The 21580-nt window shown below is 72.5% G+C and carries 20 protein-coding genes and 1 pseudogene; 15 read left to right on the top strand and 6 right to left on the bottom strand.

Annotation, left to right across the window (positions count from 1 at the left end; genetic code table 11):
* The first annotated feature begins 4 nt into the window (after positions 1-4).
* The 5 genes from ACH45E_RS39480 to ACH45E_RS39460 all read left to right on the top strand — a co-directional run bounded on the left by ACH45E_RS39480 (position 5) and on the right by ACH45E_RS39460 (position 4807).
* Positions 5-844, top strand: coding sequence for a carbohydrate ABC transporter permease (locus ACH45E_RS39480; RefSeq protein WP_361449186.1), 840 nt, complete (start codon positions 5-7; stop codon positions 842-844).
* Between the two features lie 29 nt (positions 845-873).
* The gene (locus ACH45E_RS39475) at positions 874-2238 is read left to right on the top strand and encodes a GH1 family beta-glucosidase (protein ID WP_361448864.1); all 1365 of its coding nucleotides are present in this window, start codon (positions 874-876) and stop codon (positions 2236-2238) included.
* A 510-nt stretch (positions 2239-2748) separates the two neighbouring features.
* Positions 2749-3288: a hypothetical protein gene (locus tag ACH45E_RS39470; protein WP_361448862.1), complete on the top strand. Its 540-nt coding sequence runs from the start codon at positions 2749-2751 to the stop codon at positions 3286-3288.
* A 72-nt stretch (positions 3289-3360) separates the two neighbouring features.
* The gene (locus ACH45E_RS39465) at positions 3361-3972 is read left to right on the top strand and encodes a hypothetical protein (RefSeq protein WP_361448859.1); all 612 of its coding nucleotides are present in this window, start codon (positions 3361-3363) and stop codon (positions 3970-3972) included.
* A gap of 76 nt (positions 3973-4048) precedes the next feature.
* The gene (locus ACH45E_RS39460; protein WP_361449183.1) at positions 4049-4807 is read left to right on the top strand and encodes a YcnI family protein; all 759 of its coding nucleotides are present in this window, start codon (positions 4049-4051) and stop codon (positions 4805-4807) included.
* A 109-nt stretch (positions 4808-4916) separates the two neighbouring features.
* On the opposite strand, the gene ACH45E_RS39455 is transcribed toward ACH45E_RS39460, so the two are convergent.
* Positions 4917-5747 carry a CDP-alcohol phosphatidyltransferase family protein gene (locus ACH45E_RS39455; RefSeq protein ID WP_361448856.1) on the bottom strand — a complete coding sequence of 277 codons (831 nt, stop codon included), beginning with the start codon at positions 5745-5747 and terminating at the stop codon, positions 4917-4919.
* 121 nt (positions 5748-5868) lie between these two features.
* Here ACH45E_RS39455 and ACH45E_RS39450 point away from each other — a divergent pair, with 121 nt between their 5' ends.
* The 5 genes and pseudogenes from ACH45E_RS39450 to ACH45E_RS39430 all read left to right on the top strand — a co-directional run.
* Entirely contained in the window at positions 5869-6849 is a 981-nt protein-coding gene (locus ACH45E_RS39450) for a zinc-binding alcohol dehydrogenase (protein ID WP_361448853.1), read from the top strand.
* Positions 6850-7013: 164 nt separating this feature from the next.
* Positions 7014-7412 carry a 6-carboxytetrahydropterin synthase gene (locus tag ACH45E_RS39445; RefSeq protein WP_361448850.1) on the top strand — a complete coding sequence of 133 codons (399 nt, stop codon included), beginning with the start codon at positions 7014-7016 and terminating at the stop codon, positions 7410-7412.
* Positions 7409-8608, top strand: coding sequence for a glycosyltransferase family 4 protein (locus ACH45E_RS39440; RefSeq protein ID WP_361448847.1), 1200 nt, complete (start codon positions 7409-7411; stop codon positions 8606-8608). Before ACH45E_RS39445 ends, ACH45E_RS39440 begins: the two co-directional genes overlap by 4 nt.
* The gene (locus tag ACH45E_RS39435; protein ID WP_399042488.1) at positions 8605-9690 is read left to right on the top strand and encodes a class I SAM-dependent methyltransferase; all 1086 of its coding nucleotides are present in this window, start codon (positions 8605-8607) and stop codon (positions 9688-9690) included. The genes ACH45E_RS39440 and ACH45E_RS39435 overlap by 4 nt, the downstream gene beginning before the upstream one ends.
* Positions 9691-9755: 65 nt before the next feature.
* Positions 9756-10976: pseudogene (locus ACH45E_RS39430) on the top strand (lysylphosphatidylglycerol synthase transmembrane domain-containing protein); the annotation flags it as partial.
* Between the two features lie 104 nt (positions 10977-11080).
* Here the strand turns inward: ACH45E_RS39430 and ACH45E_RS39425 are convergent.
* Entirely contained in the window at positions 11081-11875 is a 795-nt protein-coding gene (locus tag ACH45E_RS39425) for a creatininase family protein (RefSeq protein ID WP_361448844.1), read from the bottom strand.
* 39 nt (positions 11876-11914) lie between these two features.
* On the opposite strand from ACH45E_RS39425, the gene ribA reads away from it, so the two are divergent.
* Positions 11915-12574 (top strand): GTP cyclohydrolase II, encoded by a 660-nt coding sequence (ribA, locus tag ACH45E_RS39420; protein WP_361448841.1) that lies wholly within the window; start codon positions 11915-11917, stop codon positions 12572-12574.
* 131 nt (positions 12575-12705) lie between these two features.
* Positions 12706-13845: an FAD-binding oxidoreductase gene (locus ACH45E_RS39415; protein WP_361449177.1), complete on the top strand. Its 1140-nt coding sequence runs from the start codon at positions 12706-12708 to the stop codon at positions 13843-13845.
* 31 nt (positions 13846-13876) lie between these two features.
* Here the strand turns inward: ACH45E_RS39415 and ACH45E_RS39410 are convergent, their stop codons facing one another.
* On the bottom strand, positions 13877-15100 hold the full coding sequence (locus tag ACH45E_RS39410) for a serine hydrolase domain-containing protein (RefSeq protein ID WP_361448838.1): 1224 nt from the start codon (positions 15098-15100) through the stop codon (positions 13877-13879).
* A gap of 131 nt (positions 15101-15231) precedes the next feature.
* Between ACH45E_RS39410 and ACH45E_RS39405 the strand changes: the two genes are divergently transcribed.
* Entirely contained in the window at positions 15232-15669 is a 438-nt protein-coding gene (locus ACH45E_RS39405) for a PPOX class F420-dependent oxidoreductase (protein WP_361448835.1), read from the top strand.
* Positions 15670-15841: 172 nt separating this feature from the next.
* Here ACH45E_RS39405 and ACH45E_RS39400 read toward each other — a convergent pair whose 3' ends face one another.
* Together ACH45E_RS39400 and ACH45E_RS39395 are read right to left on the bottom strand one after the other, a co-directional pair.
* On the bottom strand, positions 15842-17182 hold the full coding sequence (locus ACH45E_RS39400) for an MFS transporter (protein WP_361448832.1): 1341 nt from the start codon (positions 17180-17182) through the stop codon (positions 15842-15844).
* A gap of 190 nt (positions 17183-17372) precedes the next feature.
* A complete protein-coding gene (locus ACH45E_RS39395; RefSeq protein ID WP_361448829.1) occupies positions 17373-18038 on the bottom strand; it encodes a TetR/AcrR family transcriptional regulator in 666 nt (221 codons plus the stop codon).
* A 185-nt stretch (positions 18039-18223) separates the two neighbouring features.
* On the opposite strand from ACH45E_RS39395, the gene ACH45E_RS39390 reads away from it, so the two are divergent.
* A complete protein-coding gene (locus ACH45E_RS39390) occupies positions 18224-19102 on the top strand; it encodes a shikimate dehydrogenase (RefSeq protein ID WP_361448826.1) in 879 nt (292 codons plus the stop codon).
* Positions 19103-19150: 48 nt separating this feature from the next.
* On the top strand, positions 19151-20950 hold the full coding sequence (locus ACH45E_RS39385; RefSeq protein ID WP_361448823.1) for a TIM barrel protein: 1800 nt from the start codon (positions 19151-19153) through the stop codon (positions 20948-20950).
* Between the two features lie 16 nt (positions 20951-20966).
* On the opposite strand, the gene ACH45E_RS39380 is transcribed toward ACH45E_RS39385, so the two are convergent.
* Positions 20967-21578 (bottom strand): histidine phosphatase family protein, encoded by a 612-nt coding sequence (locus ACH45E_RS39380; protein WP_361448820.1) that lies wholly within the window; start codon positions 21576-21578, stop codon positions 20967-20969.
* Between the last annotated feature and the right edge of the window lie 2 nt (positions 21579-21580).

The raw sequence follows: 21580 nt of genomic DNA, 5'->3' as shown, positions 1-21580 counted from the left end.
GCCCATGGCGCCGCCCCGTTCGTTCCTGTGGGCCCGGCGGATCTTCCTCACCCTGCTCACCGGCTTCGTACTGATTCCCGTGTACGTGATGGTCTCCAGCTCGCTGAAGCCCCTCGCGGACGTCACGGGCAAATTCCGCTGGCTGCCCAGGGGTCTGACCGTCCGCCCGTACATCGACATCTGGTCGACGGTCCCGCTCGCCAGGTACTTCGTGAACTCGCTGATCGTGGCGGGCGCGGCGACGGTCTGCTCGGTGGTCGTCGCGGTGTTCGCCGCCTACGCCGTCAGCCGCTACGAATTCCGGGGCAAGCGCGTCTTCACGGTCACCGTGCTCTCGACGCAGATGTTCCCCGGCATCCTCTTCCTCCTCCCTCTCTTCCTGCTCTACGTCAACATCGGCAACGCCACCGGCATCGCTCTGTTCGGCTCGCGCGGCGGGCTGATCCTCACGTATCTCACCTTCTCCCTGCCGTTCTCGATCTGGATGCTGATCGGGTACTTCGACTCAGTGCCGCGCGACCTCGACGAGGCGGCGCTGGTGGACGGCTGCGGGCCGTTCGGCGCGCTGCTGAGGATCGTCGTGCCGGCCGCGATCCCGGGCATCGTCGCGGTCGCCGTCTACGCGTTCATGACGGCCTGGGGAGAGGTGCTCTTCGCGTCGGTGATGACCAACGACACCACGCGCACCCTGGCCGTCGGCCTCCAGGGCTACTCCACGCTCAACAACGTCTACTGGAACCAGATCATGGCCGCCTCGCTCGTCGTCAGCGTGCCCGTGGTCGCGGGCTTCCTGCTGCTCCAGCGCTATCTCGTCGCCGGACTGACGGCGGGCGCCGTCAAGTGACCAACACCCCGTATTCCGAAGGGACGTCCGTGTCCGTACGCATCGACCTCGCCGCACTCCCGCACGACTTCCTGTGGGGCACGGCCACAGCGGCGTACCAGATCGAGGGAGCCGTCGCCGAGGACGGCCGGTCGCCCTCGATCTGGGACACCTTCTCGCACACCCCCGGGAAGATCGCGAACGACGACAACGGCGACGTCGCCTGCGACCACTACCACCGCTGGCGCGAGGACATCGGCCTGATGCGCCAACTCGGCACCAACGCCTACCGGTTGTCCGTGGCCTGGCCACGCGTCCGGCCCGGCGGCGACGGACCGGTGAACGCCAAGGGGCTGGCCTTCTACGACGAGTTGGTGGACGCGCTGCTCGACGCGGGCATCACCCCGTCCCTCACCCTCTACCACTGGGACCTGCCGCAGGCGCTCCAGGACCGCGGCGGCTGGCCGGAGCGGGAGACCGCCGTCCTGTTCGCCGAGTACGCCTCGGTCGTCGCCGCCCGCCTCGGCGACCGCGTCAAGCACTGGGCCACCCTCAACGAACCGTCCTGCTCGGCCTGGATCGGCCACCTCGAGGGCACGATGGCCCCCGGCCTGACCGATCTGACCGCCGCCGTACGCGCCTCCTACCACCTGCTCCTCGGCCACGGCCTCGCCACGCAGGCGATCCGCGCCGCCGCCCCCGACGCGCGGATCGGCATCGTCAACAACCTCTCCACCGTGCACCCCGCCACCGACCGCCCCGAGGACGTCGCGGCCGCCCGCCGCCACGACGGGCACGTCAACCGCTGGTGGCTGGACCCGGTGCACGGCCGCGGCTTCCCGGCCGACATGGTCGACACGTACGGCGTCGAACTCCCCGGAAAACCCGGCGACTCGACGACCATCGCCGCCCCGCTGGACTGGCTGGGCCTGAACTACTACTTCCCGGCATACGTCGCCGACGACCCGCACGGCCCCGCCCCCCGCGCCCGCACCGTACGCCGCCCCGGCGTCCCGCGCACCGGCATGGACTGGGAGATCGACGCGAGCGGCATCGAGACACTGCTGCTGCGCCTCACCGAGGAGTACGGCCCGCGGAAGATCCACGTCACCGAGAACGGCTCGGCCTTCGCGGACGTGGTCCGCCCCGACGGCACCGTCGACGACCCCGAACGCCAGGACTACCTGGAGCGCCACCTGGCCGCCTGCGCCTCCGCCGCCCGCAAGGGCGCCCCGCTGGCCGGCTACTTCGCCTGGTCGCTGCTGGACAACTTCGAGTGGGCGTACGGCTACGACAAGCGTTTCGGCCTCGTCCACGTCGACTACCGCACCCAGGCACGCACCATCAAGGGCTCCGGCCACCGGTACGCGGACCTCGTCCGCATCCACCGCGGCCAGTCACGCCGGGCCGCCTGAGCCCGGCCCGGACGACCGGTGGGCGCGGGTGCGGGAGCCCGCGCCCACCGGTCCGCACGAGTGCAAGGGGGAGGGCCGAGACGGGCGCCGGAACCACCTCATGCCTCGCCGAGGCGCACCCCGGGGCAGTCGTCGGCGTCCACCTGCCCGCCGTGGCCGCCGAGGCCGACCCGACCCGGTCGGCCTCGCGCCAGAGGAAGAGGCATACCTCGCCTCCGTGGCGGCCTGGCAGACAGCGACGACTTCCTGCTCACCCAGGCGTGCGCCGAGCCTCCGGTCCCGCGGCCCGGCGCGTGACACGCACCGTCATCCCGTGCAACCGGACTCGGCGTCGGGAAAATCCTCGGACGCGCGGCTGAGCGGAGCGTGGGTGCGTCGTGGCCAGGCACGGGTCCGGTGGCGGTCACGCCTTCGAGTGAGCTTCGCCGAGACCGGGGATGCACGGAAGGCGCGGTCCGTTTGGATCGATGGCGGGGAATCGCCAGACCGACCGACCCCATGGGGGAGCACATGAGCTTTGCCTTTCACCGCAATCCCGACGGCACCACGACGGGCCGCAACATGGAGACCGGCTTCACCGTGACGGACGCCGACGGGGAAGAGGTGCAGCGGCGCCTGCACGAGGACGCGGGATGGGAGTACACGCCTCCTCCGCCCCCCGTGCCACCTGGGTATCACCGGTTCGCCCTGGTGGACGACGCGTTCGAAGCCGGACTTTTCGACGACCGGCGCTACGCGGCACTGCGCGTGAACCCGCCCGAGGGGTGCGTCCCCGCCGACTGGGGGCGCTTCGCCCTCGACTGCGAGCGCCCCGGAGCCACACTTCTCGACGCGGTGACGGACACCGTCGCCGAGATCTGCCGGGAGCACGGCCTGGTCATGAACAGTCTCGGTATCGAGAAGCCCGGGGAGTGGTTCGGGGAGGGCAAGGACGGGTTCAAGGGCCAGATCGTGGCCCACATGCTTCTCGGCGCCGCCTACAGGGCCCGGCTCATCGGCTACGGCCGTGATGAGCTGATCCGTCTGATGGACGCGACCGGCATCGAATAGGGCCAGCGGGCCATTCCGTGAACAGGGGCCGCTCGCCCCACGTATCCCTGCTGCGTGGGAGGATCCCTCACCATGAGCGCGTCCCCGGCCGTCCGGAGCCTGCGTGCCGCGGTGTTCGCCGCGGTGTGCGTGCTGCTGGCTGCCGCCGGGCATGGGCTCGCCATGGGTGACATGCCGCCGGTGCGGGTCGACGCCGCCGGCTTCCTCGGCGTGTTCGCGCTCGGGTGGCTGCTCGGAGGGCGGGAGCGTTCGCTGCTCGGGATCGGGGCGGCCATGCTGGCCACCCAGGCGGGCCTGCACATCGCCTTCGACGCGGCGCACCGCGCCGTCCCCCTGTCCGTGCACGCCATGGGCATGACACGGATGCCCGATCACGTCATGGCGGAGATGGCCCATCCGCACCGCGTTCACGCGGTGACCGCGCACGCCACCGCCGCCCACATCCTCGCCGCCCTGGTCGCCTCCTGGTGGCTCCGGCGCGGCGAGGCCGCCCTGTTCTCGCTGCTGCGGCGGGCGGCCGCCCTGGTGCCGGGCCTTGCCGCCTGGTGGCGCAACGCCCCGCTGCCCGGACTCCTCGACGGGCCGCTGCGCGCCCCGGCCGACCCGGAAACGCCCCGCCTGCTTCCGCTGCGGCACGCGGTGAGCCGTCGCGGGCCGCCAGCCCGGATTCCGTACCCGATCTGACCCCCTACACCTTTCAGTACGTACGGAGATCCACTCACCCATGTCCATCAGCATGTCCTCCCGCATGTCCTCCCGCATGTCCTCCCGCACGTCCGGGAGCGCGCGCCGCGCCGGGCTCGTCACCGTTCTCGCCGCCGCCGGTGTCCTCGCCGCCGCGGGTGCCGCCTCCGCGCACGTCACCGTGCACCCCGAGAGCTACGCCAAGGGCGCCACGGACGGTGTGCTGACCTTCCGCGTGCCCAACGAGGAGAACAGCGCCGCCACCACCAAGGTGCAGGTCTTCCTGCCCACCGACCACCCCGTCCTCGGCGTCCTGGTCTCCCCGCGGGACGGCTGGACCGCCAAGGTGACCACCAGCAAGCTCAAGAAGCCGGTGAAGACCGACGACGGCACCATCACCGAGGCCGCCTCTGAGATCACCTTCACCGGCGGCAAGATCACCGCCGGGCACTTCGAGGACTTCGACGTCGCCTTCGGCCAGCTGCCCGACGACACCGACCAGCTGACCTTCAAGACCCTTCAGACGTACTCCGACGGCAAGACGGTCCGCTGGATCGAGCAGCCCGCGGAAGGCGCGGACGAACCGGAGAACCCGGCACCGGCGCTGAAGCTCACCGCCGAGGGCGCGGCCGAGGACGGCGACAGCTCCTCGGCGAGCGGCAAGGCCGGGTCCCCGGACGCCAAGAGCTCCGCCGGCGCCAAGTCGGCCGCCGCCTCCGGCAGCGACTCCGACTCGACGGCGCGCGGTCTCGGCGTCGCGGGCCTGATCGTCGGCGTGCTCGGCCTCGCCGCGGCGGCCTTCGCCCTCGTACGCGGCCGGTCCGCACGGTCGTAGCGCCGCGCACGGCACAGCGCACACAGCACAGCGCTCGTAGCACCGCACATGCGAAGGGCCCCTGACCAGTCGATGGTCCGGGGCCCTTCCGCACATCTGCCGGGACGGTTCACCGCAGCGCGGGCTCCAGCAGCTGCTCCTCCGCACCCGCCTGCGCCTGCGCCTGCTCCTGCACCGGCGCCTGCTCCTGCACCTGCGCCCGCTTCTCCACCGCCGCCACCGGGCTCGTCCGGGACGTCCGGTACAGCCAGTGCACGTCCCGTCCGAACGACCACAGCAGCGACCCCAGTGCCAGCAGCGCGATCCCCAGGTTGGCGGCGTGCGGCAGGAGTTCCGCGCCGGCCAGCAGCAGGCAGACGCCCTGCGTCGCGGCGACCGTCTTGCGGGCGAAGGACGGCGGCAGCGGCGCGTTCAGCCAGGGCGCGACGCGGGCGGCGGCGACGAACGCATACCGCATACCGCCGATCAGCAGCACCCACGGGCCGAGCTGCATGGCCACGTACACGCTCAGCACCAGGATCAGGAACGCGTCGACCTCCATGTCGAAGCGGGCACCCAGCGCCGTCGAGGTACCCGTGCGGCGGGCCACCTTGCCGTCCACGCCGTCCAGGATCAGGGCGACGGCGGTCAGGCCGACCAGCAGCGTGACCGGCGGGGAGCTCTCGAAGGAGTCCGCGACCAGCGCGGTCACCCCACCGACCAGGGTGGCCCGGCCCAGGGTGACGCGGTTGGCGGGTCCGAAGGAGCGCAGCCGGGAGCGGTGCAGGGCCCGGGAGAGCACCGCCCAGGTGGCGATCGCGAACACCAGGCCCGTCAGCCAGCCGGCCGGCCCCATTCCGATGGCCGAGCCCAGCAGGGCCAGCAGCAGGATCTGGACGCCCGCTCCCACAGCGGTCTCCTGCTGGACCAGCCTTGCGTCGTACGTGTTGTTCAGGGCCACCGCACATCCTCCGGCCGAGTGACAGAGTCGATCAACGCCGCGTACTGTGCGCGGCCTGTGCACATCTCCCTGTGCACAACTCGGTACGTGGACAAGTTCCCGATCGTTCAGGAGGATGCCGATGAACCACTCGGCCCGTGCGTTTTGGCTCGCCTCGCCGGGGAACGGAGAGATCCGTGAAGAGGCGCTCGCGGCACCGGCCGAGGGCGAGGTGCTGGTCCGCGCGCTGTACTCCGGGGTGAGCCGCGGCACCGAGACGCTCGTCTTCCGCGGCGGGGTGCCTCGGAGCCAGCACGCCGCGATGCGGGCGCCGTTCCAGGAGGGTGATTTCCCCGGCCCGGTGAAGTACGGCTACCTCAGCGTCGGGGTCGTGGAGGAGGGGCCCGGCGAGCTGGTCGGCCGCACGGTCTTCTGCCTGTATCCGCACCAGAGCCGTTACGTCGTCCCGGCGAGCGCCGTGACCGTGGTGCCCGATCACGTGCCCCCGCGGCGGGCTGTCCTCGCCGGGACCGTCGAAACGGCCGTGAACGCCCTGTGGGACGCGGCCCCGCTGGTCGGCGACCGGATCGCCGTGGTCGGCGGCGGCATGGTCGGCTGCTCGGTCGCCGCCCTGCTGGCCCGCTTCCCCGGCGTACGGCTGCAACTCGTCGACGCCGACCCCGCGCGCGCGAAGACCGCCGAGGCCCTCGGTGCCGGCTTCGCCTCGCCCGCGGACGCCCTCGGCGACTGCGACCTGGTCGTCCACGCCAGCGCCACCGAAGCGGGCCTGACCCGGTCACTGGAACTCCTCGCCTCCGAGGGCACCGTCGTCGAACTCAGCTGGTACGGCGACCGGCGGATCAGCCTCCCGCTCGGCGAGGCCTTCCACTCCCGGCGGCTGACCGTGCGCAGCAGCCAGGTCGGCACCGTCTCCCCGGCCCGCCCCGGCCGCACCTACGCCGACCGGCTCGCCCTCGCCCTCGACCTGCTCGCCGACCCCGCCCTGGACGCGCTCATCACCGGCGAGTCCGCGTTCGAGGAGCTCCCCGACGTGCTGCCCAGACTCGCATCAGGGGAGATCCCGGCACTGTGCCACCGGGTGCGCTACGGCGAGGACGACTGACGGGTTGTCCGATCCCGGACCACCGGCGGCCCGGCAAGAGCGCCTGACCTGAGAAAAGAGTGAGGAACGGCTGAACAAGGGGAAGCGAAGAGCCGTACTACACGGCATCCCCCCGGCAGGGAATGGCCGGGGAGCCGGACGCGCCGCACCTGGAGGGTCGTCACTTGTTCAGCATCACCGTCCGCGATCACATCATGATCGCCCACAGCTTCCGCGGCGAGGTGTTCGGGCCCGCCCAGCGGCTGCACGGCGCCACCTTCCTGGTGGACGCCACATTCCGGCGCGAGCAGCTCGACGACGACAACATCGTCGTCGACATCGGGCTGGCCACCCAGGAACTGGGTGCCGTGGTGAGCGAGCTGAACTACCGCAACCTCGACAACGAGCCCGACTTCGCCGGCACCAACACCTCCACCGAGTTCCTCGCCAAGGTCATCGCCGACCGGCTCGCCGAACGCGTCCACAAGGGCGCCCTCGGCGAGGGCGCCAGGGGCCTGGCGGGCCTCACGGTCACCCTGCACGAGTCGCACATCGCCTGGGCGAGTTACGAGCGTGCCCTGTGACCGACACGACCATCGACCGGGCGCCCCTCGGCGGCGCGTCGCCTCTCGCCTACGTGCCCGCCCAGCGCGAGACCCTGAACCACGTCGGGATCATCCCCATGTCCCTGCGCACCGTCCACTTCGTCCTGCCGGGCGGCATCGACGACCCGGCCAACCCCAGCGGCGGCAACGCCTACGACCGGCGGGTCTGCCTGGACCTGCCCGGCTTCGGCTGGCAGGTCACCAAGCACCCCGTGGACGGCGCCTGGCCCCGCCCCGGCGCCGCCGCCCGTGACGCGCTCGCCCGCACCCTGCGGGAGCTGCCCGACGGCGCCGTCGTCCTGCTGGACGGCATCGTCGCCTGCGGCGTCCCCGAGATCGTCGTCCCCGAGGCCGAACGGCTGCGCCTGGCCGTCCTGGTGCATCTGCCGCTCGGCGACGAGACCGGCCTCGAGCCGTCCGTCGCCGCCGGCCTCGACGCCCGGGAACGGGAGGTGCTGCGGGCGGTGCCCGCGGTGATCGCCACCAGCGACTGGGCGGTGCGCCGCCTCGTCTCCCACCACGGCCTGGCCCCCGAGCGGGTGCACGTCGCCGCCCCCGGCGCCGACATCGCCCCCCTCGCCCCCGGCACCGACGGCGTCTCCCACCTGGTGTGCGTGGCCGCGGTCACCCCGCGCAAGGGCCAGCACCGGCTGGTGGAGGCACTCGCGGCGGTACGGGACCTGCCGTGGACCTGCACCTGCGTGGGCGGCCTCAACCAGGACCCCGAGTACGTCGCCCACCTGCGCGCCCTCATCGAGAGGCACGGCCTGAGCGACCGCCTGCACCTGGCCGGGCCGCGCTCCGGCGCCGCCCTCGACGCCAGCTACGCCACCGCCGACCTGATGGTCCTCACCTCCTATGCCGAGACCTACGGCATGGCGGTCACCGAGGCCCTCGCGCGCGGCATCCCGGTGCTGGCCACCGATGTCGGCGGGCTGCCCGAGGCGGTCGGCCGCGCCCCCGACGGCGGCGTGCCTGGCATCCTCGTACCGCCGGAGGACCCCGCCGCCCTCGCCGCCGAACTGCGCGGCTGGTTCGGCGAGGCCGATGTGCGCCGCCGTCTGAAGGCCGCCGCCCGCGGCCGCCGCGCGGCACTCGGCGGCTGGGCGGCCACCGCCCGCAGCCTGGCCGGAGTCCTGCTGCGACTCCCCGACGAACCCCGGAGGGCGGCATGAGCCCGACCACCACGACGACCGACGGCATCCCGGCCCAGCCCGGCCCCAGGGGCGTCTCGGACGCGGCAGGGAATACGGCGATTGACAGTGCGACCGACAGGGCCAGCGACATGACGGAACCCGCACCGCGGCACGACACCGCCGGCGAGACCGGACCGTCCGGCGTGATCGCCGGCGCGGGCCCCGTCGCCCGCCCCGGCGAGCGGGCCACCGTACGGCTGAGGGACGCCGGGTCGGAGTCGGAGGAGGAGCCGCCCCGGTACGCGCCCGAATGGCTCCAGCTGCGCGAAGGGGCCGACGGGGCCGCCCGGGCGCACGACCTGCTCGACCCGCTGCGGATACGGCTGGCCAACCGGCCGGGCCGGTGCGGGAGCCTCGTCGTGCACGACCTGGGCTGCGGCACGGGCTCGATGGGCCGCTGGCTCGCGCCCCGCCTGGACGGCGCCCAGCACTGGATCCTGCACGACCGAGACCCCTACCTGCTGCACTTCGCCGCCGTCGCCTCCCCCCGGGCGGCCGCCGACGGCAGCCGGGTCACCGTGGAGACCCGGCGCGCCGACGTCGCCCGGCTCACCCCGGACGCCCTGTCCGGCGCCTCCCTGGTGACCGCCTCCGCCCTGCTCGACGTCCTCACCCGCGAGGAGATCGAGGCCCTCGCCGAGGCCTGCGCCGGCGCCGGCTGCCCGGCGCTGCTGACCCTGTCCGTCGCCGGACGCGTCGAACTCGGCCCGTCCGCCCCGCTGGACGCCGAGATCGCCGAGGCGTTCAACGCCCACCAGCGGCGCGGCGGCCTGCTCGGCCCCGACGCGGTCACCGTGGCCGTCGAGGCCTTCGGCGAGCGCGGCGCGACCGTACGGGTCAACCCCAGCCCCTGGCGACTGGGCCCCGACGACGCCGAACTGACCGCCCAGTGGCTGCGCGGCTGGGTCGGCGCGGCCGTCGAACAGCGCCCCGAACTGGGCGAGCGCGCCGACCGCTACCTCCAGGAGCGCCTGGCCGCCTGCGCCGCCGGCGAACTGCGCGTCACCGTCCACCACAGCGACCTGCTGGCCCTGCCCCGGCCTTCGGGCGGCGCCGCGTGAGCGCGGGGGCCCCGCAGACGGGGAGCGCCGCGACCACGCGTGCCGCGACCACGCGTGCGGCGACCATGCGTCCGGCGAGTGCGCGGACGACGCTCGCGGCCAGTGCGCGTACCACACGGCCGAGTGCCGCCCGGACCTCCCAGGCGTACGGTGCCACGAAGCCGCGGACGGCCGGTGCGGCCACCCACGCGCGCGTGCAGCCCACCACGACCGTACGCACTCGGACCGCACGCACCCGGGTGCGCAGGTCCGCGGGCACGGCCACGGCAACCGGGGCCGTGCCGCAGGCGGTTGCGATGCCCGTGCCCGTGCGGGTGCCCGTGCCCGTCCGGGTGCCGGACGCCGCGGCACCGGCCCCCCACATGCCGGACCCCGTCCCGGTGCCCCCGCAACCCACCGGCCCCGACGCGTCCTCCGGCCCGGACACGCCCTCCGCCCCCCGCTCCGGCCCGCGTTCTCTCCTCGCACGCCTCAACACCCCCGCCGTACGAACCCACTTCGGCACCGTTGCCGGTGTCGTCATCCTCGCCGTCCTGCTGTGGCGGCTGGGCACGGGCGTCTTTCTCGACGGGCTGCGACGGATCGACGGCCCAACGCTGCTCGTGTCGCTGGGAATCGGCGTCGGCACCACGGTGTTCAGCGCCTGGCGCTGGCAGTTGGTGGCCCGCGGCCTCGGGATCCGGCTGCCGCTGGGGGCGGCCGTCGCCGACTACTACCGGGCGCTGTTCCTGAACGCGGCCCTGCCCGGCGGCGTCCTCGGCGACGTGCACCGGGCGGTGCGGCACGGGCAGAGCGCCGGCGACATGGGGCGCGGCGTCCGAGCGGTCGTGCTGGAGCGCGTCGCGGGCCAGGTCGCGCTGGCCGTGATCGGCGGGGCGGCACTGCTGACACTGCCCTCGCCGGTACGGGCCGACACCCGCAGCTTCGCCCTGCCGGCCGTCTTCGCCGCGCTGGGCGCGCTCGCCGTCGTCCTCGCGGTCCGCATGAACCGCGCACCCTCGCGTCGGGGCACCCGCCGTACGAGCCTCGTCGAGGCCCGCCACGCGCTGCTGTCGCGCCGCAACGGTCCGGGTGTCGCCCTGTCCTCCGTCGTCGTCCTGGCCGGACACCTCGCGATGTTCGTCGTCGCGGCCCGGGTCGCCGGATCCGATGCCTCCGTGCCGGTGCTGCTGCCGCTCGCGGTGCTCGCCCTGATCGCCATGGGCCTGCCGCTGAACGTCGGCGGCTTCGGCCCCCGGGAGGGCGCCACCGCCTGGGCGTTCGGCGCGGCCGGGCTGGGCGCGAGCAGCGGACTGGCCGTCGCCGTGGTGTACGGCGTGCTCAGCTTCGTCGCCGCCCTGCCCGGCGCGCTCGTCCTCGTCTTCCGGTGGTACACCGGACTGCGCGGCCGCTACACGCGCACGCTGCCGGAGCCGTCCTCCGGCTCCGACGAGGTGAGCAACTCCAGATACGCGCCGAAGGATTCGGCCAGGCTCGCCAGCAGTTCCCTCCCCTTTTCCGCCGACCCCAGGGAAGGACGGCCGATGACACCCGATTCGGTATAGGCGGACATTCCCACGGTGAGCAGATGACGGCGGTCGTCCGCGGTGAAATCGGCGGACTCGTAACCAGGACGGACATATTCGGGATGAGCGTGCAGCAGAATGGACGTCTCGATTTCTCCCGCGTGCATGTCGGTGAGCAGCGAGGTGAGCACCCCGGCCCGCTCCCGTGCCTCCTCCCAGTCCTCCGCGGCCGGGAACAGCGCCATCCGCTCCCCGCGCGCGGAAGCCTCCTGAACCACGTTGCCCAGCACGTAGTTCCCGCCGTGCCCGTTGACCACGACGAGCGCCTCGACGCCCGAACGGCGCAGCGACGCCGCGATGTCCCGGACCACCGCATGCAGGGTCACGGAGGAGATGCTGACGGTCCCTGGCCAGGCCGCGTGCTCGTGCGAGCAGGCGACCGTCACCGGAGGAAGGAGGTGCACCGGGTGCGCCGCGGCGATCTCCCGGGCGATGGCACAGGCGACCAGGGTGTCGGTCGCCAACGGAAGGTAGGGGCCGTGCTGCTCGAAACTGCCGACGGGAAGGACGGCCACCTGTGCTGAGACGCCCGCCGCCCGCGTCCGTACGTCTTCCGTGGTGTCCGCCGGCAGCGGGCCCCGTGTACCGTACGTCGCCCCACCCGCGCCCGAAACACTCATTTCTTCACGGCCTTTCGTCTCTGCATTAGGAATCAGATCATGACAGACAACATCGGCGTACTCGGCAAGAAGGCACCGCAGCGTACGGGTGTGGAACGCGTCGTCAATGCGCCACTGCCCACGGTGTACGGAAAATTCCAGGCGGTCGGATATCTGGACCACGACCGCGGTGACGAGCAAGTGGCCCTGGTCCACGGCGAGATCGGTTCCGAAGGCGTGCTCGTGCGGCTGCACTCGGAGTGCCTGACCGGCGACGCGTTCGGCTCCCAGCACTGCGAGTGCGGCGACCAGCTGGACTCCGCGCTGCGTGCGGTCGTCGCCGAAGGCAGCGGCATCGTCGTCTACTTGAGAGGGCACGAGGGCCGTGGCATCGGCCTCCTCGCCAAGCTGCGTGCGATGGCCCTGCAGGCGGAGGGCCTGGACACCGTGGAGGCGAACCTCGCCCTCGGACTGCCCGTCGACGCCCGTGACTACGGTGTCGCCGCCGGGATGCTGCAGGACCTCGGCGTGAACTCGGTACGCCTGATGTCCAACAACCCGCGCAAGCGGGAGGCGTTGGTGCGGCACGGCATAGAGGTCGCCGAGACGGTGCCGCTGCTGATTCCGCCGTGCGAGAGCAACATCACCTATCTGCGGACGAAGCGGGAACGACTCGACCACCACCTGCCCCACCTGGACGCCGTCGCTCATCTGTCCTGAACCACGTGTCCCGAACCACCTGTCCCGCATACGAGCCCGGAGATCCGGACAGGAAGAAGAGGCCATGACCGACGGCGTCCTCTTCCTCTCCGGGCCCCGGACGCCGACTGCTGCGGAGGCGCCAAGTGACCATGCAGGCCGGGGTCGTGATCGTCGGCGGCGGGGTGATCGGCACCAGCATCGCCTGGCATCTGGCCCGGGCAGGCATCCGTGACGTCGTACTCGTCGAACGCGACGAACCGGCCGCCGGGTCCACGTCGAAGGCAGCCGGCGGGGTGCGGGCGCAGTTCTCCGACGAGCTCAACATCCAGCTGGGCGCCCGCAGTCTGGAAGCCTTCGCCCGGTTCGAGCAGGACACGGGACACGACATCGGGCTGCACCGGGTCGGCTACCTCTTCCTGCTGTCGACGCCCGAGGACGTGGCCTCCTTCGAGGCGGGCGTGCGGCTGCAGAACTCCCTCGGCGTGCCCAGCCGCATCATCGCCCCCGAGGAGGCCCGGCGCCTGTCGCCGCTGATCAGTACCGACGGACTGCTGGCCGCCGCATGGTCCCCGGACGACGGCCACTGCACGCCCGAGGCGGTCGTCCACGGCTACGTCTTGGCTGCCCGTGCCCACGGCGCCCGGGTCCTGCGGCACACCGAGGTCACCGGCATCGAACGGCACGGCGACACGATCACCGCGGTGACCACGAGCCTGGGCCGCATCGTCACCGGCACCGTGATCTGCGCGGCGGGCGCCTGGTCGCGGGCGGTCGGCGCGATGGCCGGAGTGGACCTGCCGGTGCAGCCGCTGCGCCGCCAGATCGCCGTCACGGAAGCCGTCCCAGGCTTGCCGCCCACGCTGCCGATGACGATCGACTTCACCACCAGCCTGTACTTCCACGCCGAAGGCCCGGGCCTGCTGGTCGGCATGTCCGACCCCGACGAGACACCCGGCTTCGCCACCCACACCCACGACCGCTGGATCCCCCGCCTCACCGAGGCCATGGAACGGCGCGCCCCCGCCCTGCTGGACCTGCGCCGCACCGGCGGGTGGGCGGGGCTGTACGAGAACACGCCCGACCACAACGCCCTGATCGGCGAGGCGTCTTCAGTATCCCGATTTTTGTATGCAACCGGCTTCTCCGGTCACGGTTTCCTGCAGGCACCCGCCGTCGGCGAGGTGATCCGCGACCTCTACCTGGGCCGCACGCCCTTCCTGGATGTCCGTCCCCTGAGCGCCGACCGTTTCGCGGCCGACGCCCCGCGCCCGGAGTCCAACCTGGTTTGACGCATACAGGGGTCGTATACAGAGATCGTATTCAGTCGACGACGGCCGCCCGCACCAGGCGCTTCAGCTCCGGGAAGATCTTCAGTGTCTTCGGACGCACCTGGGTCATGAACTGCGCGGTCAGGTCCCGGCCCGGATCGATCCAGAATGTCGTGGTCGCCACGCCGCTCCAGCCGAACGTGCCCAGGCCCAGGGGCGCCACCGTCCGGACGGGGTCGGTGACCACGGAGACGTTGAAGCCGAAGCCGACGCCCGCGTTGCCGGGCTCTTGATGGGCCCGGGCGCCGAAGGCGCGCAGGTCGGCGCCGCCGGGGAGGTGGTTGGTGGTCATGAGGGCCACCGACTCGGCGGAGAGCAGGCGGGTGCCGTCCAGTTCGCCGCCCCGGCGGAGCATCTCCATGAACCGGTGGTAGTCGTGGGCCGAGGCGACCATGCCGCCGCTGCCGGACAGGAAGCGGGGGCGGCCGCGCAGCGGCAGCCCGGGGATCGGCTTGATGCCACCGGTTTCGGTCTCGCTGTACAACTCGGCGAGCCTGCCAGACTGTTCGGGTGTGACCTCGAAGCCCGCGTCCGTCATGCCGAGCGGCCGGAAGACCCGGTCGGCGAAGAACTGGTCGAGCGGCTGCCCGGAGACCACTTCGATCACCCGGCCGAGCACGTTGGAGGCGACCGAGTAGTTCCACTGCGTACCCGGCTCGAACTGCAGCGGAAGCCGCGCGTACACGTCCATGGTCTCGGCCAGGTCCGCGCCCGGCGGCACCGACGACTCCAGGCCGGCCTCGCGGTAGAGCGCGTCGACGGGGTGGGAGTAGTAGAAGCCGAAGGTGAGGCCCGCGGTGTGGGTCAGCAGGTGGCGCAGGAGTACGGGGCCGTCGGCCGGGCGGGTCTCCACGTCGGGGCCGGAGCCGCCGACGTACACCCGGGGATCGGTGAAGGCGGGGAGGTGACGCTCGAGCGGGTCGTCCAGTGACAGCCTGCCCTCCTCCGCCAGCAGCAGTACGGCGACCGCGGTGACGGGCTTGGTCATGGAGTAGATCCGCCACAGGGTGTCCGCCTCGACCGGCAGTCCCGCAGCGAGGTCGCGGTGCCCGTGCACGGTGAGGTGGGCGACGCGGCCGCCGCGCGAGACGGCCATCAGGAAGCCGGGCAGTCGTCCTTCGCCGACGTGGTGGGCGACGTACTGGTCGAGGCGGTCCAGCGCCTTCGCGTCCAGTCCGGCCTCGCCCGGGTCGACTTCCTGTCGCAGCTGTGCCATCGCTCTCCTCCGGTCATGTCCGGCCTGGTGGGGTCCGTCCTACCCCTCCGGGACGACCACGGACCTCCACTCAAGGCCATAGACACTGTCTACCCGGAATGCGCGGGTGTGACGGGACAGTTGATCCAGACATGACTCACGACGCTCCGCAGGACGCACTGCTCGGGCTGCTCATCGACGGCAACAGCGGAGTGCTGGTCACTCTCAAGCGAGACGGCCGGCCCCAGCTGTCGAACGTCAACCACGCCTACTACCCCGACGAGCGGATCATCCGGGTCTCGCTCACCGACGACCGCGCCAAGACCCGCAATCTGCGACGGGATCCGAGAGCCTCGTACTACGTCACCACCGCCGATCGGTGGGCGTACGCGGTCGCCGAGGGCACCGCCGACCTCTCGCCCGTCGCCGGGGACCCGTACGACGGGACGGTGGAGGAACTGGTCCGCCTCTATCGCGACGTGCAGGGCGAACACCCGGACTGGGACGACTACCGGGCCGCCATGGTCCGCGACCGCCGACTGGTGCTGAGGCTGCGGGTGGAGCGTGCATACGGTATTCCGAAACCGTAGACCGTATGCACGATCGGTCCGCCCGGCGGCCCGCGCGGCGAAGCCGTGCAAGCCCGCAGTCGAGTAGTCCAGGAGCAGCGGCCGTTATGACGCCGTTCTGGACTGCGCCGTCGTACACCCGCCCTGAGTCGTCAGGCTCCCGCCGGCCGGGCGGGAGCCTGGGGGTGGTGCGTCAGGCCGACACCGCCTCCGGCCGCGAGGCCTCCTTCCCCGCCCGCTCGCCCAGCGCCCGCGTGGGAACCCGGTGGGTCTCGCGGGCCGAGAGGGCGGCGATCACCGGCGGGACGCACAGGGCCGCGGTGAACAGGCCGACCGCCGACCAGTCGTCGCCGCCGGGACCCGCGACCTGCGCGGCGAAGGTGACCGCGAACCCGGCGACCGCGAAGCCGATCTGCGTGCCGATCGCCATGCCGGACAGCCGGACCCGGGTGGAGAACATCTCCCCGTAGAAGGCGGGCCACACGCCGTTGGCGGCGCTGTAGACCACCCCGAAGGCGAGGACGCCGGTCAGCAGGGTCAGCAGGTAGGAGCCGGCCGAGATCGCCCACAGGTACAGGAACATCGTCACCGCGCTGCCGGCCGCGCCGGCCAGGTACACGGGGCGGCGGCCGATCCGGTCGGACAGCGTCGCCCACAGCGGGATCGCCGCCAGGGCGACCAGATTGGCGAGAGCCCCCACCCACAGCATCGAGGACCGGGACATGCCGACCGAGTCACTGGTGGCGTAGGCCAGCGACCACACCGTGAAGATCGTGCTCACCGAGGCGATGAGAGCGCCCGCGATCACCCGCAGCACGTCCCGCCAGTGCTCGCGCAGCAGCACCAGCAGCGGCAGCCGTACGACACCCGCGGTAGCCGCCTCCTGGGTGAAGGCCGGGGTCTCCTCGAGCCTGCGCCGGATGACGTACCCGACGACGGCGACGGCGACACTCAGCCAGAACGGCACCCGCCAGCCCCAGGACAGCAACTGGTCGTCGGGCAGCTGGGCGACGAGGAGGAAGACGAGGGTGGCGATCAGCTGGCCGCCCTGGGTGCCGCTGAGGGTGAAGCTGGTGAAGAAGCCGCGCCGGTGTTCCGGCGCGTGCTCCAGACTCATGGAACTCGCGCTGGCCTGCTCTCCCGCCGCCGAGATCCCCTGCAGCACCCGGCACAGCACCAGCAGCACGGGGGCGAGGGAGCCTGCCTGGGCGCGGGTGGGCAGACAGCCGATGAGGAACGTCGACAAGCCCATCAGGATCAGCGTGAACACCATGATCTTCTTGCGGCCCAGCCGGTCGCCGACGTGCCCGAGGAAGAGCGCGCCGACGGGGCGGGCGGCATAGGCGACGCCGAAGGTGGCCAGCGACAGCAGGGTGGCGGTCGCGGGATCGGAGGCGTCGAAGAACACCTTCGGGAAGATCAGCGCGGCCGCGCTGCCGTAGATGAAGAAGTCGTAGTACTCCAGGGCGCTGCCGATCCAGGCGGCGGCGGCCGCCTTTTTCGGTTGCCCGACGGCTTCGGCGGGGACGGACACGGCGTGCTCCTTCGGGGGGACTCCACCGTAGGCGGAGTGAGCGTGAGCGGAGGTGGGAGAGGAAGGTGCCGGATCCCGGCCAATTAACCCACTGGATAGTTAGTCCCGGTGGGTAGGGATGGTGCGTCCGCGTCTTCCGGGTGTCAAGGGGTGCTGCCGTACGACCTCGGCCGGCCGTCCCCGTGCGACCTCAGCCGGCCGCGCGCTCCGCCGTCAGGTAGGCGATCACCATGTCGCCGAGCATGGCGCGGTAGTGCTCGCGCTGCGCGGGGTCCACCAGGTCCCGTCCGAACAGGGCGCCGAAGGTGTGCCGGTTGGCGACCCGGAAGAAGCAGAACGAGCTGATCAACGCGTGCAGGTCGACCGCGTCGACGTCGGCCGTGAACAGGCCGGACTCCTGGCCGGACGCCAGGATGCGGCGGATCACCTCGAGGGCGGGCGAACCGATCTTGCCGAGCTTCTCGGAGGCGGCGATGTGCTCGGCACCGTGGATGTTCTCGATGCTGACCAGGCGGATGAAGTCGGGATGCCGCTCGTGGTGGTCGAAGGTGAGTTCGGCCAGGCGCCGGATGGCCGCGACCGGGTCCAGGTGCTCGACGTCGAGCTCCTGCTCGGCCTCGCGGATCACGCCGTACGCCCGCTCCAGAACGGCCGTGAACAACTGTTCCTTGCCGCCGAAGTAGTAATAGATCATCCGCTTCGTGGTGCGGGTGCGGGCGGCGATCTCGTCGACGCGGGCGCCGTCGTAGCCGGCCCGGGCGAACTCCTGGGTGGCCACGTCGAGGATCTCGGCCCTGGTGCGGGCGGCGTCGCGGATGCGCCCGTTGTCGCGTGCCGGTTCGTCGACGGTGGTCATCGGGTTCCTTCGGGCGTAGGGCCAGTGCCGTGATTGTAGAAGCAGGGTCCCCGGGCGCCGGCGGGATGTTCCGTACGGGCCCCTCCCGGGCGGGGGTGCGCCGCGCCGGGTCTTCCCCAGGGGCTCGTCGGCCTGATATAGCTAACGTACTGGTTCGTACATTAAGCGTTTCAGAGGAGGTCTGCGTGGCCAGGCACTCGTATCTCGTCGGACTCGTCGGTGCGGGCATCGGCCCCTCGCTCAGCCCGGCCCTGCACGAGCGGGAGGCCGACCGGCAGGGGCTGCGCTACGTCTACCGGCTCATCGACATCGACACCCTCGGCGTCGGCCCGCAGGCGGTGGGCGACCTCGTCCGGGCCGCCCGCGACCTGGGCTTCGACGGGCTGAACATCACCCACCCGTGCAAGCAGCTCGTCCTGGAGCACCTCGACGCGCTCGCCCCGCAGGCCGAGGCGCTCGGCGCGGTCAACACGGTCGTGTTCGGCGAGGACGGCACGGCCACCGGCCACAACACGGACGTCACCGGGTTCGCGGCGTCTTTCGCACGCGGTCTGCCGGACGCGCCGCTGGAGCGAGTCGTGGTGCTCGGCGCGGGCGGCGCGGGCGCGGCCGTCGCGCACGCCACGCTCACCCTCGGCGCGGGGCTGGTCACCGTCGTCGACGCGCTGCCGGAGCGGTCCGCCGCCCTCGCCGGCTCCCTGAACCGGCACTTCGGCGCGGGCCGGGCGACCGCCGCGGCCCCCGGGGAACTGCCCGGCCTGCTGACGCGGGCCGACGGCATCGTGCACGCCACCCCCACCGGCATGGCCGCTCTCCCCGGCCTGCCCTTCCCGGCCGACCTGCTGCACCCCGGCCTGTGGGTCGCCGAGGTCGTCTACCGTCCGCTGCGCACCGAACTGCTGCGCACCGCCCGAGCGGCGGCCTGCGCCACCCTCGACGGCGGCGGCATGGCGGTCTTCCAGGCGGCGGACGCGTTCCGCCTGTTCACCGGGCGGGAACCCGACAGCGCGCGGATGCTCGACGACTTCGCCGAACTGGCGGGCGCCGTGGCCAGCCCTCGGTAGAGATCAGCCCCCGGTGCAGATCAGCCCCAGGCAGAGAGAGGTACCGACGTGCGCACGTCCATCGCCACCGTCTCCCTCAGCGGACCCCTCACCGAGAAACTCACCGCCGCCTCCCGGGCGGGCTTCGACGGCGTCGAGATCTTCGAGAACGACCTGCTCGCCAGCCCCCTCACCCCTAAGGAGATCCGCGCCCGCTGCGCCGACCTCGGCCTGAGCATCGACCTGTACCAGCCGGTGCGTGACATCGAGGCCGTGCCCGGAGGCGAGTTCGCCCGCAACCTGCGCCGCGCCCGGCACAAGTTCGAGCTGATGCGCAGGCTCGGCGCGGACACCGTCCTGGTGTGCTCCAGCGTCTCCCCGTCCGCCGCGGACGACGACGCGCTGGCGGCCGCGCAGCTCGGTGAACTCGCCGACCTGGCACAGGACTTCGGGATCCGCGTCGCCTACGAGGCGCTCGCCTGGGGCCGTCACGTGAACACCTGGGACCACGCCTGGCGGATCGTCGAAGCGGCCGGCCATCCGGCCCTGGGCACCTGCCTGGACAGCTTCCACATCCTCTCCCGGGGCGGCGACCCCAAGGGCATCGAGGACATCCCCGGCGAGAAGATCTTCTTCCTCCAGCTCGCGGACGCGCCCCGGCTCGCCATGGACGTACTGCAGTGGAGCCGCCACTACCGCTGCTTCCCCGGGCAGGGCGGCTTCGACGTCGCCGGGCTGCTCGGGCATGTGCTGCGCACCGGCTACGACGGACCGCTGTCCCTGGAGGTCTTCAACGACGTCTTCCGGCAGGCCGAGGCGGGCCCGACGGCCGTCGACGCGCAACGCTCACTGCTGCTGCTCCAGGAGGCGGCCGGGGTGGCGGCGCCGCCCGCGCCGGTGGTGCCGACGGGCGTCGCCTTCACCGAACTGCTCACCCCGGACGCCGAACCGGTCGCGGCGGTCCTGGGCGCGCTGGGTTTCGTCCGTACGGCCCGCCACCGCGGCAAGCCGGTGGACCTGTGGGAACAGGGGGAGGCCCGGATCCTGGTGAACACGGGCGCGGCCGGGCGGCGGGACGGCACCGCCCTCGCCGCGGTCGGCCTGGAGTCACCCGATCCTGCGGGCGCCGCTCGGCGCGCCGAGGCCCTGCTGGCCCCGGTACTGCCCCGCCGCCGCGCCCCCGGGGACGCCCCGCTCGAGGTGGTGGCGGCCCCCGACGGCACGGAACTGTTCTTCTGCGCCACGAACCGTCCTCCACTGCCCGACTGGCGGGCCGACTTCGCGGACGTGCCGCACCTCCCGCCGGCCGAACCGGCCGACGACGCCACCCGCGTGACCCGTGTCGACCACCTCGCCCTGACCCAGCCCTGGCACCACTTCGACGAGGCCGCCCTCTTCCACCGCGGTGTGCTCGGCCTGGACGCCCGGGAGAGCGTCGATGTCGCCGATCCCTACGGTCTGCTGCGCAGCCGCGCCGTCGCCGGCGCCGACGGCGGCGTCCGGATCGCCCTCACCGTGGGCGCGGCTCCCGCCGAGGACGGCGCGCACGCCCAGCACATCGCCCTGGCCACCGACGACGTGGTGACGGCCGCCCGCCGCTTCCGCGCGGCCGGCGGCCGTCTGCTGCCCATCCCCGCCAACTACTACGACGACCTGGCCGCCCGGTACGAGTTCACCGACGCGGAGCTCGAGACGTACCGCGACCTCGGCATCCTCTACGACCGGGACGCGGGCGGCGCCTTCAGGCACTGCTACACCGCCACCGTCGGCCGGGTCTTCTTCGAACTGGCCCAGCGTGATCCCGGCTACCAGGGGTACGGCGCCCCGAACGCGCCGGTACGCCTCGCGGCGCAGCACGCCCAGCGCTAGCGCAGCACGCCCAGCACTAGGGTCTGCTGTTCCACTGAGCGATCACCGGCCGGCCGTGCTCCGTCGACAGGCGGCTGAGGGTGCCGGTGGCCAGCTGGAAGAGGCGGCCGTCGGCGGGCGGCAGGCCCAGCCGGCGGGCGGTCAGGACGCGCAGGAAGTGGCCGTGGGCGACGACCACCACGTCACCGACGTCGCCCGCCTCGCCTTCGTCGCCGGTGAGGGCCGCGTCCAGTCGGGACAGCACCCGGTCGGCGCGCCGGCCGACCTCGGCGGGTGATTCACCGGGGTGCCCCTCGCGGCCGGGCGGCACGCCGTCCGTCCACAGGTCCCAGTCGGGGCGGGTGCGGTGGATGTCGACGCTGGTGACGCCCTCGTAACCGCCGTAGTCCCACTCGTGCAGGTCGGGGTCCGGGACGGCCCCGTCGAGTCCCGCGAGGTGCGCGGTGCGCATCGCTCGGGCGAGCGGACTGGTGAGCGTCAGCGCGTAGGTCCGGCCGGTGAGGAGTGGAGCGAGGGACTTGGCCTGTTCCTCGCCGTGCCGGGTGAGGGGCAGGTCGGTCCAGCTGGTGTGCCGGCCCGACACGCTCCACTCCGTCTCACCGTGGCGGACCAGCAGGAGGTCCCCCACGG

The sequence above is a fragment of the Streptomyces sp. NPDC020299 genome (assembly GCF_044387825.1).
Classification (GTDB): domain Bacteria; phylum Actinomycetota; class Actinomycetes; order Streptomycetales; family Streptomycetaceae; genus Streptomyces.
Note: the sequence above shows the minus strand (reverse complement) of the source record. Positions and strands in the feature narration are given on the sequence as shown.